Source organism: Achromobacter sp. UBA4530 (genome assembly GCF_002388205.1).
Taxonomy (GTDB): Bacteria; Pseudomonadota; Gammaproteobacteria; order Burkholderiales; family Burkholderiaceae_B; genus Achromobacter; species Achromobacter animicus.
The window spans coordinates 337,678-352,482 of sequence record NZ_DGMA01000007.1 but is presented as its reverse complement, the minus strand read 5'-3'; the positions used below and the strand labels follow the sequence as shown (position 1 = coordinate 352,482).

General features: G+C 66.4%; 14 protein-coding genes. 9 read left to right on the top strand and 5 right to left on the bottom strand.

Annotated elements, in window-relative coordinates; translation table 11 throughout:
* Positions 1–160 precede the first annotated feature (160 nt).
* Positions 161–1,183 (bottom strand): LLM class flavin-dependent oxidoreductase, encoded by a 1,023-nt coding sequence (locus tag B2W22_RS05885; protein WP_286936599.1) that lies wholly within the window; start codon positions 1,181–1,183, stop codon positions 161–163.
* A gap of 246 nt (positions 1,184–1,429) precedes the next feature.
* On the opposite strand from B2W22_RS05885, the gene B2W22_RS05880 reads away from it, so the two are divergent.
* Positions 1,430–1,786 (top strand): VOC family protein, encoded by a 357-nt coding sequence (locus B2W22_RS05880; protein ID WP_175136634.1) that lies wholly within the window; start codon positions 1,430–1,432, stop codon positions 1,784–1,786.
* Between the two features lie 58 nt (positions 1,787–1,844).
* Here B2W22_RS05880 and B2W22_RS05875 read toward each other — a convergent pair whose 3' ends face one another.
* Positions 1,845–3,137, bottom strand: coding sequence for an NCS2 family permease (locus B2W22_RS05875; RefSeq protein ID WP_056560820.1), 1,293 nt, complete (start codon positions 3,135–3,137; stop codon positions 1,845–1,847).
* Between the two features lie 110 nt (positions 3,138–3,247).
* Between B2W22_RS05875 and tsaD the strand changes: the two genes are divergently transcribed.
* On the top strand, positions 3,248–4,279 hold the full coding sequence (gene tsaD, locus B2W22_RS05870; protein ID WP_175136633.1) for a tRNA (adenosine(37)-N6)-threonylcarbamoyltransferase complex transferase subunit TsaD: 1,032 nt from the start codon (positions 3,248–3,250) through the stop codon (positions 4,277–4,279).
* Positions 4,280–4,344: 65 nt separating this feature from the next.
* Here the strand turns inward: tsaD and plsY are convergent, their stop codons facing one another.
* Positions 4,345–4,983 (bottom strand): glycerol-3-phosphate 1-O-acyltransferase PlsY, encoded by a 639-nt coding sequence (gene plsY, locus B2W22_RS05865; RefSeq protein WP_175121713.1) that lies wholly within the window; start codon positions 4,981–4,983, stop codon positions 4,345–4,347.
* Positions 4,984–5,077: 94 nt separating this feature from the next.
* Between plsY and surE the strand changes: the two genes are divergently transcribed.
* The 7 genes from surE to rlmD all read left to right on the top strand — a co-directional run bounded on the left by surE (position 5,078) and on the right by rlmD (position 11,965).
* On the top strand, positions 5,078–5,836 hold the full coding sequence (gene surE, locus B2W22_RS05860) for a 5'/3'-nucleotidase SurE (RefSeq protein ID WP_175121712.1): 759 nt from the start codon (positions 5,078–5,080) through the stop codon (positions 5,834–5,836).
* A complete protein-coding gene (locus B2W22_RS05855) occupies positions 5,821–6,642 on the top strand; it encodes a protein-L-isoaspartate(D-aspartate) O-methyltransferase (protein ID WP_175121711.1) in 822 nt (273 codons plus the stop codon). The genes surE and B2W22_RS05855 overlap by 16 nt, the downstream gene beginning before the upstream one ends.
* 16 nt (positions 6,643–6,658) lie before the next feature.
* Positions 6,659–7,519, top strand: a complete 861-nt coding sequence (locus B2W22_RS05850; RefSeq protein ID WP_286936596.1) for a peptidoglycan DD-metalloendopeptidase family protein — start codon at positions 6,659–6,661, stop codon at positions 7,517–7,519.
* Positions 7,516–8,295: a 3'-5' exonuclease gene (locus tag B2W22_RS05845; RefSeq protein ID WP_286936594.1), complete on the top strand. Its 780-nt coding sequence runs from the start codon at positions 7,516–7,518 to the stop codon at positions 8,293–8,295. The genes B2W22_RS05850 and B2W22_RS05845 overlap by 4 nt, the downstream gene beginning before the upstream one ends.
* Positions 8,296–8,490: 195 nt before the next feature.
* Positions 8,491–9,159 (top strand): hypothetical protein, encoded by a 669-nt coding sequence (locus B2W22_RS05840; RefSeq protein WP_175185366.1) that lies wholly within the window; start codon positions 8,491–8,493, stop codon positions 9,157–9,159.
* A gap of 344 nt (positions 9,160–9,503) precedes the next feature.
* A complete protein-coding gene (locus B2W22_RS05835; RefSeq protein ID WP_175121707.1) occupies positions 9,504–10,256 on the top strand; it encodes a TorF family putative porin in 753 nt (250 codons plus the stop codon).
* A 215-nt stretch (positions 10,257–10,471) separates the two neighbouring features.
* Positions 10,472–11,965, top strand: coding sequence for a 23S rRNA (uracil(1939)-C(5))-methyltransferase RlmD (gene rlmD / locus B2W22_RS05830; protein WP_175121706.1), 1,494 nt, complete (start codon positions 10,472–10,474; stop codon positions 11,963–11,965).
* 98 nt (positions 11,966–12,063) lie between these two features.
* On the opposite strand, the gene cueR is transcribed toward rlmD, so the two are convergent.
* Positions 12,064–12,456 (bottom strand): Cu(I)-responsive transcriptional regulator, encoded by a 393-nt coding sequence (gene cueR / locus B2W22_RS05825; RefSeq protein ID WP_175121705.1) that lies wholly within the window; start codon positions 12,454–12,456, stop codon positions 12,064–12,066.
* On the bottom strand, positions 12,453–14,735 hold the full coding sequence (locus tag B2W22_RS05820; RefSeq protein WP_286936592.1) for a heavy metal translocating P-type ATPase: 2,283 nt from the start codon (positions 14,733–14,735) through the stop codon (positions 12,453–12,455). The genes cueR and B2W22_RS05820 overlap by 4 nt, the downstream gene beginning before the upstream one ends.
* Between the last annotated feature and the right edge of the window lie 70 nt (positions 14,736–14,805).

Below are 14,805 nucleotides of genomic sequence, written 5' to 3'. Positions count from 1 at the left end.
TTGCCGCGAGGGCGGCGAAAAGCTGTGGCAGTAGACGCCGGGTATCCGTCCCGGATGTGTGCGGCGACGCGCGGTTGCCGAGAGCCTGAAAGGCAATAGTAGAACCGGTTTAGGCTGCGTCGCAATGGTTGGCGCTGGGTAAAGCGCAGTTTTGCGGCCCCTAGGTCGCCGATTTCGTGGAGATGCCCGCGCCGTTTTTCAGCGAGGCGACGATCTCGAAAGAACGCAGGCGGTCTGCGATGTCGTAGAAGTCGGACACGATCATGACCTCGTCGGCCTGGGTTTCCGCGACCAGGGCTTCGAGTTCCCGCTTGACGGTGTCCGGGCCGCCCACGATCGACGCGCCCAATCGTTGATTGACCGCTTCGCGCTCCCATTCGTTCCATACGCCGTCCATGCTTTCGACCGGCGGCTGCAATTGCAGGCGATGGCCGCGCACGAGCGACAGGAATTTCAGTTGCTGCGTGGTCGACTGGAAGCGCGCGGCCTCGTCGGTTTCGGCGGCAATGACGGGCACGCCGATCATCGAATAGGGGCGCGCCAGCGTCTCGGAAGGCTTGAACAAGTGACGGTACAAGCGCATCGCGGCCATGCCTTCCGGCGAGAAATGCCCGGCAAACGAGAAGGGCAGGCCTAGTTCAGCCGCCATGCGCGCGCTGAAGTCGCTGGAACCCAGCAGCCAGATCGGCACATCCAGGCCTTCGCCGGGGATGGCGCGCACGGGCTGGCCGGGGCGAGAGGGAGCCAAAAAGCTGCGCAGCTCCTCGACCAGGGCCGGGAACTCAAGACCGCTGCGCGGGCTGCGGCGCAGCGCCTGTTGCGTGGCGCCGTCGCTGCCGGGTGCGCGGCCCAGGCCCAGGTCGATGCGGCCGGGGTACAGGGTCTCGAGCGTGCCGAACTGTTCTGCGATGATCAGCGGCGCGTGGTTGGGCAGCATGACGCCGCCCGAGCCGACGCGCAGCGTGCATGTGTGGCCGGCCACATGGCCGATCAGCACAGCCGTGGCGCTGCTGGCGATGCCGTTGATGTTGTGGTGCTCGGCCAACCAGAAGCGGTTGTAGCCCAGTTGCTCGACATGCTGCGCCAGCGCGACCGTATTGCGGAACGCGTCTGCGGCATCGCGGCCCTGCACAATGGGGGCCAGGTCCAGCACGGAAAAGGGGATGTTCGCCAGGGCGCTCATGCGTGCGCCTCCGCTGCGTCATGACAGGCCGGCAGCGCGGTTATGAAAGGGGAAGGGCGCAAAATGTACTCCATATGCTGATCTACATGGGGAGTGTATCGGCGAATTCAACCGAGCCCGCCAGCAACCATGCCCTTGGCCGGGTTGATTGATTTTCTCGATCCCTACAATAGCAAGCACAAACGCGGCCTGGAATGGCCGCGCATTGGCTATACAACATTTGCCATTCAACCAATGGAGACGCGCATGGGCGCCAGCGGCCAGAACAACCGCATCGACAACATCGAATTCAACGTCGCGGACATCGCGCGCAGCAAGCGCTTCTATGGCGAGGTCTTCGGATGGACGTTCACGGATTACGGTCCCACGTATTCGGAATTCACCGATGGCCGGCTGAAGGGCGGCTTCACGACGGGTGAAGCGGTGCGGCCGGGCGGTCCGCTTGTGATCCTGTACGGCGACGACCTGGCCGGAATCCGGCAACGCATCACGGCCGCGGGCGGTCGCATCAGCCGCGACGAGTTCACGTTTCCGGGCGGCAGCCGCTTCCATTTCACGGACCTCGACGGCTACGAACTGGCGGTGTGGACGGCCGCCAAATGAAAAAACCGCCGCAAGGCATGGCCTGCGGCGGCTTTGCGTGAACAGCGTGTCAGCCTGACTATTCAGGGAAGAACGCGTAGCGGATCACGAACAGCACGGCCACGAGCCAGGTGGCCGGGTGCACGTCGCGCATCTTGCCCGTGGCGGTCTTGAGCACCACGTAGCTGATGAAGCCGAAGGCAATGCCATTAGCGATCGAGTACGTGAACGGCATGACCAGCGCGGTCAGCGCGGCCGGCGTGGCTTCGCAGACGTCGTTCCAGTCGATGTCGATGAGCTCGCGCATCATCAGGCCGGCGACGTAGAGCAGGGCGGGTGCGGTGGCGTAGGCCGGCACGGCGCCCGCCAGCGGCGAGATGAACAGCGCGGCCAGGAACAGCAGGCCCACGATCAGTGCAGTCATGCCGGTGCGCCCGCCAGCCTGCACGCCGGAGGCGCTTTCCACGTAGGCGGTGGTGCTGCTGGTGCCCAGCATCGAACCGGCCACGATGGCGGTGCTGTCCGCGAACAGCGCGCGGCCCAGGCGATTGGGGCGGTCTTCAGGCACCAGGCCCGCGCGCTTGGCCACGCCCACCAGCGTGCCGGTGGCGTCAAACACTTCGACCAGCACGAACACCAGAATCACGTGCACGAAGCCGGAATGCAGCGCGCCCATGATGTCCAGCTTGAAGAGGGTAGGCGACAGGCTGGGCGGCGCCGAAAAGATGCCCTTGAACTCGTTGTAGCCCATCACCATCGACAGCACCGTGACGACGATGATGCCGATCAGGATGGCGCCCCGCACGCGCAGCGCATCCAGCGACGCGATCACGAAAAAGCCCAGGATGGCGAAGAGCGGACCGTGCGTGGTCAGGTTGCCCAGCGTGACCTTGGTGGCCGGATGGGCGACCACGATCCCCGCGCTGGATAGCGCGATAATGGCCAGAAACAGCCCGATGCCGGCCGCAATGGCACTGCGCAGTGAATGCGGGATGCCCTTGACCAGCCAGACCCGGATGCCGGATATCGTCAGGAACAGAAAGATGATGCCCGAGATGAACACCGCACCCAGCGCCTGCTCCCAGGTGTAGCCCATGGTCTTGACCACGGTGAAGGCAAAGAAGGCGTTCAGCCCCATGCCGGGCGCCATGCCGATCGGCCAGTTGGCGATGAACGCCATCACCAGCGAGCCCAGCGCGGCGGCCAGGCAGGTGGCAACAAAGACCGCGTCGCGGTCCATGCCCGTCGAGGACAGGATGTCAGGATTGACGAAGATGATGTACGACATCGTCAGGAATGTCGTCAGGCCGGCCACGACTTCCGTTCTTGCGGTCGTGCCGTGCTCACGCAGCTTGAATAGCTTCTCCAGCATTCGAGTCCCCAGGGTTTTTGCAGGATTTTCAGGTTGTGGCGGGCGGGGCGGAAAGCCCCGTCCCGGTCAAGAACCCGCGTATTTTCGCATCAGTTGTAAACTCTGCCGCCATGATCATTCTCGGCTTTGAAAGCTCCTGCGACGAAACCGGCGTCGCAGCCGTCTGTACGGAACGCGGCCTGCTTGCGCACGCGCTGCATACCCAGATCGCCATGCACCAGGAATACGGGGGCGTGGTGCCGGAACTTGCCTCGCGCGACCACATCCGCCGCGTGGTGCCGCTGACCCGCCAGGTGCTGCAGGACGCTGGCCTGCAGATGTCCGACATCGGCGCCGTGGCCTATACGGCCGGGCCCGGTCTCGCCGGCGCCTTGCTGGTTGGCGCCAGCGTCGCGCAGTCGTTCGCCTGGTCGCGCGGCCTGCCTGCCATCGGCATCCATCACCTGGAAGGCCATCTGCTGTCGCCGATGCTGGCCGATCCCCGGCCCGAGTTTCCCTTCATTGCCTTGCTGGTCTCAGGCGGCCATACCCAGCTCATGCGCGTGGACGGCGTGGGCCGCTACGAGCTGCTGGGCGAAACCCTGGACGACGCCGCGGGCGAGGCCTTCGACAAATCCGCCAAGCTCATGGGCCTGGGCTACCCGGGTGGACCCGCGCTGTCCCGGCTGGCCGGCAGCGGCGATGCCTCGCGCTTCGACCTGCCGCGCCCCATGTTGCACAGCGGTGACCTGGACTTCAGTTTCAGCGGCTTGAAAACCGCCGTGCTGACCCGAGTCAAGGCGGCCGAACAGAATGGCGGCCTGGACGAACAGACCCGCGCGGACCTTGCCGCCGCCACGCAGGCGGCCATCGTCGAGGTGCTGGCGGCCAAGTCCATCCGCGCGCTGAAACAGACCGGGCTGCGCCGCCTGGTCGTGGCCGGCGGTGTGGGGGCCAACCAGCTTCTGCGCGCCAAGCTCGATGCCGCGCTCAAGTCGCTCAAGGCCCGCGCATACTTCCCGCCGCTGGAACTGTGCACCGACAACGGCGCCATGATCGCGTTCGCGGCCGCCGAACGGGTGAAGGCCGGATTGGCCACGCTGGACGCCAGCGCCCATAGCTTCACGGTCAAGCCGCGCTGGGATCTGGCCGATATCGCCTGAAATGAAAAACGGGCGGCCAGGCCGCCCGCTTGTTTCACCCATCTGATCCGCCCATCGCGGGGGGATTACTTCTTCTTGCTGCCGATCCGGCTTTCGGTGCCCTGGATCAGCCGGGCGATATTGGCGCGGTGACGGTAGAACAGCAGGATGCCGATGATCGCCAGCGCAACGCCGAGCGCCGGCTGCGCCTGCCAGGCCAACCCGGATCCAAATACGTAGTACACCGGGGCGAAGAACGCGGCCACCAGCGAAGCCAGCGACGAATAGCGGAAGAAAATGGCGATGATCAGCCAGGTTGCCGCGGTGGCGACGGCCAGCCAGGGCTGGATGGCCACCAGCACGCCCAGCGCGGTCGCCACGCCCTTGCCGCCCTTGAAACCCAGGAACACGGGGTAGAGGTGGCCGATGAAGGCCGCCAGCGCCACGCAGGCCAGCGCGACGGGGCCGATGCCCGGCGCCAGCTTCTCGGCCAGCCAGATAGCGAACCATCCCTTGGCGGCGTCCCCCAATAGCGTCAGCGCGGCGGCGGTCTTGTTGCCGGTGCGCAGCACGTTGGTCGCGCCGGGGTTCTTGGACCCATAGCTGCGGGGGTCTTGCAGACCCATCAGCTTGCTGACCACCACGGCGAAGGGCACGGAGCCGATCAGGTAGGCCAGCACGACGAGCGCGACGGTAAATGCCAGGGAGGGTTCGGTTATCGCCATGGAAGGGGAGTCCGTTGTTGTAGTAGTGGCTGCGGATTCTACCGCGGGTACAATCCGCCACGTCACCCGCGTTTTATTTTCTTTCGGATGCACAATGCGAATTCTGGTTTCGAACGATGATGGCTATTCGGCCCCTGGCCTGGAAGCGCTGGTCGCCGCGCTGGAAGGGCTGGGCGATCTGACCGTCGTCGCGCCCGAGACCAACCACAGCGGCGCCTCCAACTCGCTCACGCTGAACCGCCCGCTGTCGGTGCGCACCGCTTCAAACGGCTTCATCGCGGTCAACGGCACGCCGTCCGATTGCGTGCACGTCGCGCTGACCGGCCTGATGGATACGCGCCCCGACCTGGTCGTGTCGGGCATCAACAACGGCGCCAACATGGGCGACGACACCCTCTATTCGGGTACCGTCGCCGCCGCCAGCGAAGGCTATCTGTTCGGCATCCCCGCCATCGCGTTCTCGCTGGCGGAAAAGGGCTGGGAGCACATCGACTCGGCCGCACGCGCCGCCCGCCTGGTCGTCGAGCGCCATCTGGCCCAGCCGCTCGCGGCGCCGGTGCTGCTCAACGTCAATATCCCGAGCCGCCGTTTTGAAGACATGCACGGGTTTGCGGTCACGCGGCTGGGCAAGCGGCATCCGTCGCAACCGGTCGTGCGCACCACCACGCCCTATGGCGACACGGTCTACTGGATCGGACCTGTCGGTCTGGCCGCCGACGCCACGCCCGGCACGGACTTTCACGCCGTCGAGCAGGGCATCGTGTCCGTCACCCCGTTGCGTCTGGACCTGACCCAGCACAGCCAGCTTGACGAGATCCGCACCTGGGCAGAGCCGCTATGCGCAAACGCATAAGCCAGCCGGACATCACCCCCGGCGCCGGCCGCAGCAGCCCGGCCCGCCACGACGCCGGCCGTCTCGGCCCGGGGTATACGCCGGCGAACAGCAACACGCGCATCTCGGCCGCGACCTTGCAGCGGCAGGCGCAAACGCCCGTGCCGCAAGCGGGCAGCAACCTTGGCCTGAACTCCGAACGCTTGCGCCAGGCCATGGTGCAGCGTCTGCGCTCTCAGGGCATCACCGACGAACGCGTGCTGAACGCCATGGCCGCAGTACCGCGCCATCTGTTTGTAGACGAGGCCCTTGCCAGCCGCGCGTACGAAGACGCGGCGTTGCCCATCGGTCACTCGCAAACCATTTCCCAGCCGTGGGTTGTGGCGCGTATGATCGCGGCTGCTTGCGAAGACCGCGCGCCTACCCGTGTGCTCGAGGTCGGCGCCGGTTGCGGATACCAGGCCGCGGTGCTCGCGCAGTTCGTGCGCGACGTCCACACCATCGAACGCATACGCGGGCTGTACGAGCTGGCGCGCGAGCATCTACGCGCCTTGCGGCTCACTACAAGGATCCGGCTCATCTATGGAGACGGCACTTTGGGGCTGCCCGGCGTGGCGCCGTTCGATGCTATCGTTGTGGCTGCCGCAGGTCTGGCCATCCCGCAAGCGCTGCTGACGCAGCTTGCTCCGGGAGGCCGTCTCATCGCTCCCGAAGGGGGCTCGAACCAGCGCCTGGTTCTGATCGAACGCACGGGCGCGGCAAGCTGGAAAAGAACCGAACTAGAGGCCGTGCGCTTTGTGCCGCTACGGTCCGGAATACAATCTTGAGCGACAGGAGAAACGTATGCTCAACGGGCAGTTGCAACTGACCGATATGAATTTGGGCGCGTCCATGACGCGTCTTCGCCGCCCGCTCTTCGCAGTGGGGGTTCTCAGCCTCGCCATCCTGGCCGGCTGCGCATCCAAAGGTACTCGTGCCCCGGTGGTCGACATGACCGGCGGGCAACCCGCGCCGACGGCCACGTCCGGCAGCTATGTGGTCAAGCCGGGCGACACGCTCTACAAGATCGCCCGCGCCAACAACGTCGACATCGAAAACATCAAGCGCTGGAACAACATCAGCGACCCCAACCAGATCTCGGTGGGGCAGGTGCTGCGCATGTCCGGCGGCGCCACCGGCGGCGGCGCGCAGACCGCGCCGATTGCCAGCAACCGGCCGCAACCGCGTCCGCTTGACCAACCCGAAACTCCCGCGGCCACCACGCCCGCACCGGATGCCGCGCCCACGCCGGCGCCGGCGCCGGTCGACACCAAGCCGGCCACGCGTGCGGCCGATGCGGGTGTCATCAACTGGGCCTGGCCGGCCAACGGCCAGATCGTGCAAGCGTTCAATGCCAGCAGCAAGGGCATCGACATCGCCGGCGCGCTGGGCGACCCGATCACCGCCGCGGCAGATGGCCTGGTCAAGTACAGCGGCAATGGCGTGCGCGGCCTGGGCAACCTCATCATCGTCGAGCACCAGAACGGCTTCATCACGGCCTACGCGCACAACCGTGCGCTGCTCGTGAAGACCGGCCAGACGGTCAAGCGCGGGGCCAAGATCGCTGAACTCGGCCAGAGCGACACGACGTCGCCGCGTCTGCACTTTGAAATCCGCCGCCAGGGTACGCCGGTGGATCCGATGCAATACCTGCCGCCCAAATGACGCCCACCCTGGTATTCGACCTCGAGACCATCCCTGACGCCGACGGGCTGCGCAAGCTCAACGGCTGGGGCGCCGACGTGCCCGACCACGAAGTGGTCGAGCGCGCGCTGACCGCGCGGCGTGAGGCCGTGGGCCACGACTTCCTGCCGTTGCACCTGCACAAGGTCGCGGTGGTAGGGTGCGTGTTCCGCGACGACCAGGGCTTTCGCGTCAAGACGCTGGGCCAGCCGGACGATCCCGAAGCGGCCTTGCTTGCGGGCTTCTTCAAAACCATCGAACGCTACACGCCCAAGCTCGTCAGCTGGAACGGCTCGGGCTTTGACCTGCCCGTCCTGCATTACCGCAGCCTGATCCAGGGTGTGCCCGCGCCGCGCTACTGGGACATGGGCGAAGAAGACCGCGACTTCAAGTTCAACAACTACATTTCGCGCTATCACAACCGTCACATCGATCTGATGGACGTGCTGGCCAAGTACAACGGCCGCGCCAACGCGCCGCTCGACGAACTGGCCAAGCTGTGCGGCTTTCCCGGCAAGCTCGGCATGGACGGCAGCAAGGTCTGGGAAGCCTGGAGCACGGGCCGCGCCGACGAAGTGCGCGCGTATTGCGAAACCGACGTGGTCAATACGTGGCTGGTGTGTTGCCGCTTCCGCTTCCTGCGCGGTGAACTCGATCGCACCGCCTACGAGACCGAAATCGCGCTGGTGCGCGACACGCTCTCGGCCAGCGATGCGCCGCACTGGAAGGAATACATGGCGGCCTGGGACGCGGGCTGATCCGCGCGGGCGGCCAGCCAGCCTGAATCGTTGCCAATGCGCACGGGTCAGGGGATACCGACGGGGCCTGCATGGCCCCGTTCTCGCGTCTGGCGGGCAAGCAATCGACTGAAACAAGACGGCCGTAAACGAAACCTGGATGAAACCAGGCGAATCGCACAATGGCCTCGCTTTCTTCACTTTCAGGAGACATCCATGTCCCGATTCGCTATCCGCTCCAATCTGGCCGTCCTTGCTATCGTCGCCGCGTCGAGCGGTTTCGCGGCTGGCTCCGCAATGGCTGCGCCGCCTCCTCCCGCCGAGGGCGGTCCGGCCGCCATGCACGAAGGCCATCGCGGCGGTGGTTTCCACAAGGGCATGCGCGACGGCCTGCTGATCCCCGGTCTGGGCCCCGTCTCCAAGGCCCAGGTCGCCGAGCTGAAGCTCGACGCCAAGCAGGAGGCCCTGTTCAAGACCGCCCAGGAAGGGCAGCGCAGCCTGCACGAAGCGATGCGCGCCGACCGCGGCACGCGCCATGACCTGCTCAAGTCGCAGCTGGACAGCGGCAAGCTGGATCCGCGCGCGCTCATCGAGCAGTCGGAAAAGCGCCGCGACGCGTTCGGCCCGCAAGCCAAGCAGGTGCGCGACCAATGGCTGGCCGTCTGGGATAGCCTGAACGACACGCAGCGCGGCCAGGTGACCAAGATCGTCAAGGAGCGCGAAGCCCGCATGGCCGAGCGCCACGCCAAGATGGAAGCCCGCGCGGACGGCAAGGGTCGCCCCGGCATGCGCGGCGCCGACGGTCGTCCCGGCATGCCGCCGCCTCCGCCGGCTGCCGGCGACGTCCCGCCGCCCCCGCCGCCTGCCGCGCCCCAGGCCAACTGATCCGGCAAGTCCTGGGCCATCACACTGGCCGCAAAGCGGAGCAACGCTCCGCTTGAACAGCACCCCGACACGCTTCCCGCGTGCCGGGGTGTTTGTTTTTCCAGGCGGGCCAGGCCGGATTTCCCCTTTTTGAGGCATGGGCCTTGGCCGCGCCCCATAAGAGGGCACCAGCATGGTGCATTGCCAGAGCCCGAAGGACGCTGCGGCAGGCCGCACGCTGGCGCTGAGACCTGGCACGGACATTGCTTGAAGGGATTTGAGCCGGCTTTACCTGCACAAGCCGGCCAGCCGGATGCGCCGCGCGCCGTCCGCTCTTTCGACTATCCGATCAGGACCTTCGCACCATGAATAAGACGTTGCTAGCCTTGCCCCTCGCGCTTGCCGCTTGTTTTGCAGGTGTGGCGCAAGCCGAACCCACCGACCTGGGTGGCGGCTTTTCGCTCAGCGGTAACGCCACCATAGTCAGCGACTACCGCTTCCGCGGCTATTCGCAGACCGACTTCCGTCCCGCCGTTCAGTTGGGCTTTGACCTGAACCACAGCTCGGGCTTCTACCTGGGCAACTGGAACTCCAACGTCTCCAGCTTCGTGTTCACCGACGGCAACCTGGAAATGGATTTCTACGGCGGCTGGAAGGGTGACGTGGGCGGCGGCTTCACGCTGGATGCGGGCGTGCTGCATTACTACTATCCCGGCTCCAGTTCCCCCAAGGGCGGGAACTACAACAACACGGACCTCTACCTGGGCGCGTCCTACGGCAACTACAGCCTCAAGTATTCGTACACGCCCAGCGACTTTTTCAGCACGCCGGACAGCAAGGGCACCTGGTACCTGGACGGCACGGCCACATTCGACCTGGGCGACGGCTGGGGACTGCTGGGCCATCTGGGCTACCAGAAGCTCAAGAACCAGACCAACATGGACGGCGACTCGATCGGCCATTACGTCGACTACAAGGTGGGCGTGACCAAGGACCTGAAGGGCTGGATCCTCGGTCTGGCGGCCGTCGGCGCCACCAAGGACAACTGGCTGCCCACTAAGTACGGTCACCCGTCGGGCCGTATCGGCGCTGTCTTCTCGGTCGCGCGCTCGTTCTGATATCCGTGGCGGCGCCTGAACGGCGCCGGCCTTTGGGGCTGTTCCGGCACGCCGCCTTGCTCGGCGGCGGGCCGGAACAGCCCCTTTTTTACCCGCGCGGGGCGCAGCACCACGCGGCGTGGTGCGGGCCGCTCCGGCCCCATCAAACCCGATTTCCGGTAAATCGCGAAGTCCTTCTACAATCACGGGTTGCGTGCAATTCTGGACTGCGTGAGATGTCTGACGTTTTGAGTATCGAATCCCTGGACCTGGAAGCCAGGGGGATCGCCCGCCGCGACGGGAAAGTCATTTTCGTGGAAGGCGCCTTGCCGGGCGAACGGGTCACCGCGGTCACGTTGCGCCGCAAGCCTTCCTATGAAACCGCCCGTGTCGACGAGGTGCTGCGTCCCTCATCGCAACGCGTGGAACCCCGCTGCCCGCATTTCGGCGTCTGTGGCGGCTGTGCCATGCAGCATCTGGAGCCCACCACGCAGGTGGCGATCAAGCAGCGCGCGCTCGAAGACACGTTCTGGCATGTCGGCAAGCTGCGCCCCGCGCTGATCCTGCCGCCGCTGCAGGGGCCGACCTGGGGCTACCGTTATCGCGCGCGCCTGTCGGTGCGCGTGGTGCCCAAGAAGGGCGGGGTGCTCGTGGGCTTTCACGAACGCAAGAGCAGCTTTGTGGCCGACATGCGCGAATGCCATGTGTTGCCGCGCCACGTCAGCGATCTGTTGATCCCGCTGCGCGAAATGATCGCGTCCATGTCCGCCCCTGACCGCATGCCCCAGATCGAGGTGGCGCTCGGCGAAGGCGTGACGGCGCTGGTGCTGCGCCATCTGCTGCCGCTGACCGACGGCGACATCGCCATCCTGCGCGCCTTCGCGGCCAAGCACAACGTGCAATGGTGGCTGCAGTCCAAGGGTCCGGAAACGGTGCACGCGCTGGAGCGCGAGCACAACGACGCGCTGTCCTACACCATGCCGGAGTTCGGCCTGCGCATGCCGTACCGGCCCACCGACTTCACGCAGGTCAACCACGCCATCAACCGCGCAATGGTGTCCCGCGCGCTCAAACTGCTGGACGTGCAGCCCACCGACCGCGTGGCCGATCTGTTCTGTGGCTTGGGCAACTTCACGTTGCCGCTGGCCACGCAGGGCCGCGAGGCCGTGGGCGTGGAAGGCAGCAAGGCGCTGACCGACCGCGCCTTCGATGCGGCGTCGCGCCACGGCCTGGGCGACCGCACCAGCTTTGCCACGCTGAACCTCTTTGAAGTCGACGCGACCTGGCTGCGCAGCCTGGGCTACTTCGACCGCATGCTGATCGATCCGCCGCGCGAAGGCGCCCACGCCGTGTCGCAGGCGCTGTCCGATCTCACGTACGAAGAGCGGCCGCGCCGCATCGTCTATGTGTCCTGTAATCCCGGCACGTTGGCGCGCGACGCATCCATCCTGGTCCACGAAGGCGGCTACGTGCTCAAGAGCGCCGGCGTGATCAACATGTTCCCGCACACGGGCCATGTGGAATCCATCGCCGTATTCGAAACGCTGGATGCCGAGGGTGTGCGGGAGGCGAAGGAACGCGCTCGTCAGCGCGCGATCCAGGCAGCGGCCGATGCGGCGGCCGCCGAGGAAGCCAAGCTGGCCGCGGCGGCTGAAAAGGCGGCAGCCAAGCAGGCTGCCACCGAAGCTTACGAGGCCCGTGTCGCCGCCGAGGCGCAGGCGGACCAGTAAAAAGTAGCGGCGGGCGAACCTGCGGCGGGCGAACCCCGCGCCGGGCGTCTCCCGCGCCGGGCGTTATCCCGCGGCGGGAAAGTTTCCGCCGCTAGGCGTCAGTGCGAGCAACCCAGGTTCTCCAGAATAGGGCAGTCGGGCCGCTCGTCGCCATGGCAATGCTGCGCCAGATGCTTGAGCGTGGCGGCCATCTCGCGCAGCGCCTCCGCCTTGCGCTCCAGCTCCTCAACGTGCTCAAGCGCAATGCGCTTGACGTCTGCGCTGGCCCGGCTGCGGTCCTGCCAGAGCGCCAGCAGCTCGTTCATCTGCTCCACCGAAAACCCCAGATCGCGGGCGCGGCGCACGAAGCGCAGCGTGTGCACGTCATGATCGCTGTACACGCGGTAGCCGGAATCGGTGCGCACGGCGGGGCTGATCAGGCCGATGCTTTCGTAATAGCGGATCATCTTGGCCGAGATGCCGGATTGCTTGGCGGCTTGTCCGATGTTCATGCTTGCCTCCCGTGCGGGCGGAATGCCTTCAGGCGCAGCGCATTGCCCAGCACGAAGACGCTGGACAGCGCCATCGCGCCCGCCGCAAAGATCGGCGACAGCGACAGACCGAAGGCCGGATACAGCGCGCCAGCGGCCAGGGGAATCAGCGCCGCGTTGTAGGCGAACGCCCAGAACAGGTTTTGGCGGATGTTGGCCAGCGTAACGCGGCTGAGCGCGATGGCGTTGGGCACGCCGTGGAGGTCGTCGGCCATCAGCACGACGGACGCTGCCTCGATCGCCACGTCCGTGCCGGTGCCGATTGCGATGCCGGTGTCGGCTGCGGCCAATGCGGGCGCATCGTTGATGCCGTCGCCCACGAATGCCACCTTGCGGCCGCCTTCGCGCAGCGTCGCGATAGCCTCGACCTTGCCGTCCGGCAGCACCTCGGCGCGCACTTCATCGATGCCCAACTGGCGCGCGACCGCCTGCGCGGTGTGGCGGTTATCGCCCGTGATCATGGCGGTCTTCAGGCCTTGCGCGTGCAGCGCGGCGATGGCGGAGACGGCCGAGGGCTTGACCGGGTCCGTCACGGCGATCATGGCGCCCGCCTGGCCGTCGATGGCGACGTAGATCGGCGTCTTGCCTTCGTTGCCCCAGTCGGCGGCGCGTGCGCCGAATGCGCTGACGTCGACGCCACGTTCGGCCATCAGACGCGCTGCGCCCGCCAGCACCTTGCGGCCCGCCACCGTGGCCTCGACGCCGGCGCCGGTAATGGCGGCAAAGTTTTCGGCGGGAAGCAGTTCAATCTTGCGTTCGGCTGCCGCGGCCACGATGGCCAGCGCGATGGGATGCTCGGAGCGCGCCTGCACGGACGCCACCCACTGCAGGACCTGCTGCGCATCCTGGCCCGGCGAGGGCTCCAGTTCGGTGAGTGTGGGCTTGCCCAACGTCAGGGTGCCCGTCTTGTCGAAGGCCACGACGTTGACGTCGCGCAGCGTCTGCAACGCATCGCCCTGCCGGAACAGCACGCCCATTTCGGCGGCGCGCCCGGTGCCCACCATGATGGACGTGGGCGTGGCCAGCCCCATGGCGCACGGGCAGGCGATGATCAGCACGGCCACCGCGTTGACCAGCGCATGGGATAGCGCCGGTTCGGGGCCCATGAAGAACCACGCCAGGAAGGTGAGCAGGGCGGCCGCCATGACCGCCGGCACGAACCATGCGGTCACCTGGTCCACCATCGCCTGGATCGGCAGCCGCGCGCCCTGGGCCGCTTCGACCATGCGGATGATCCGGGCCAGCATGGTGTCCGCGCCCGTGTGCGTGACGCGCAGCGTGAAGCTGCCCGACGTGTTCAGCGTTCCGCCGGTGGCCTGCGTGCCCGGCTGCTTTTCCACCGGGACGGGCTCGCCCGTCAGCATGGATTCGTCGACATACGAGCTGCCTTCGATGATGTCGCCGTCCAGCGGAATCTTCTCGCCCGGCCGCACCATCACGATGTCACCCGTGCGCACGCGTTCGATCTCGATGTCCTGCGCCTGGCCGTCGCGCAGCACGCGCGCGGTGCGCGGCTGCAGGCCGATCAGCCGCTTGATGGCCGCGCCCGTCTTGCCCTTGGCCCGGGCTTCCAGCATGCGGCCCAGCAGGATCAGCGTGACGATGACGGCGGCGGCTTCAAAATAGACGTTGCGCGCCGCGTCCGGCAGCAAGCCCGGCGCAAACGTGGCGACAACCGAATAGCCCCAGGCCGCGCCCGCGCCCAGCGCCACCAGCGAATTCATTTCGGGCGCGCGGCGCCACAGCGCCACGAGCCCCTTGGTGAAGAACTGCCGGCCCGGCCAGACCAGCACGGCGGTGGTCAGTACAAACTGCAGCAGCCAGCTGTTCTGCCGGCCAATCGTTTCCATCACCCAGTGGTGCATGGCGGGAATCAGGTGCGATCCCATCTCCAGCGCAAACACCGGCAGCGTCAGGACCAACGCGGCGATGAATGCACGTTGCAGGCGGTGCGCCTCGGCGTCGCGGGCCTCGGACTGCCGCTCGGCATGGTCATCCTGGGCGGCGATCGGGCGCGCCTCATAGCCCATCTTGCCGACGGCCGCGACGAGCGCCTGCGGCTCGGCAGCAGTGGGGTCGAATGAGACCCGCGCGCGCTCGGTTGCAAGGTTCACTTGCGCCTGCGCAACGCCGGGAACATTCGCCAGCGCTTTTTCCACGCGCTTGACGCATGATGCGCAGGTCATGCCTTCGATGGCGAGTTCCAATTCGGAAAATGAGGACGAGCGTGCTGCGTGCATGACTATCTCGATCTGGATGGGAGCGCCCAGTTTCATCCTTCCCATCGTGGGAAGGTCAAGCGCCATTCTA

What these genes read in the sequence shown, in the direction of transcription:
- B2W22_RS05885 (WP_286936599.1), bottom strand. Translation starts at nt 1,183, where the DNA reads ATGAGCGCCCTGGCGAACATCCCCTTTTCCGTGCTGGACCTGGCCCCC.
- B2W22_RS05880 (WP_175136634.1), top strand. Translation starts at nt 1,430, where the DNA reads ATGGGCGCCAGCGGCCAGAACAACCGCATCGACAACATCGAATTCAAC.
- B2W22_RS05875 (WP_056560820.1), bottom strand. Translation starts at nt 3,137, where the DNA reads ATGCTGGAGAAGCTATTCAAGCTGCGTGAGCACGGCACGACCGCAAGA.
- tsaD (WP_175136633.1), top strand. Translation starts at nt 3,248, where the DNA reads ATGATCATTCTCGGCTTTGAAAGCTCCTGCGACGAAACCGGCGTCGCA.
- plsY (WP_175121713.1), bottom strand. Translation starts at nt 4,983, where the DNA reads ATGGCGATAACCGAACCCTCCCTGGCATTTACCGTCGCGCTCGTCGTG.
- surE (WP_175121712.1), top strand. Translation starts at nt 5,078, where the DNA reads ATGCGAATTCTGGTTTCGAACGATGATGGCTATTCGGCCCCTGGCCTG.
- B2W22_RS05855 (WP_175121711.1), top strand. Translation starts at nt 5,821, where the DNA reads ATGCGCAAACGCATAAGCCAGCCGGACATCACCCCCGGCGCCGGCCGC.
- B2W22_RS05850 (WP_286936596.1), top strand. Translation starts at nt 6,659, where the DNA reads ATGCTCAACGGGCAGTTGCAACTGACCGATATGAATTTGGGCGCGTCC.
- B2W22_RS05845 (WP_286936594.1), top strand. Translation starts at nt 7,516, where the DNA reads ATGACGCCCACCCTGGTATTCGACCTCGAGACCATCCCTGACGCCGAC.
- B2W22_RS05840 (WP_175185366.1), top strand. Translation starts at nt 8,491, where the DNA reads ATGTCCCGATTCGCTATCCGCTCCAATCTGGCCGTCCTTGCTATCGTC.
- B2W22_RS05835 (WP_175121707.1), top strand. Translation starts at nt 9,504, where the DNA reads ATGAATAAGACGTTGCTAGCCTTGCCCCTCGCGCTTGCCGCTTGTTTT.
- rlmD (WP_175121706.1), top strand. Translation starts at nt 10,472, where the DNA reads ATGTCTGACGTTTTGAGTATCGAATCCCTGGACCTGGAAGCCAGGGGG.
- cueR (WP_175121705.1), bottom strand. Translation starts at nt 12,456, where the DNA reads ATGAACATCGGACAAGCCGCCAAGCAATCCGGCATCTCGGCCAAGATG.
- B2W22_RS05820 (WP_286936592.1), bottom strand. Translation starts at nt 14,735, where the DNA reads ATGCACGCAGCACGCTCGTCCTCATTTTCCGAATTGGAACTCGCCATC.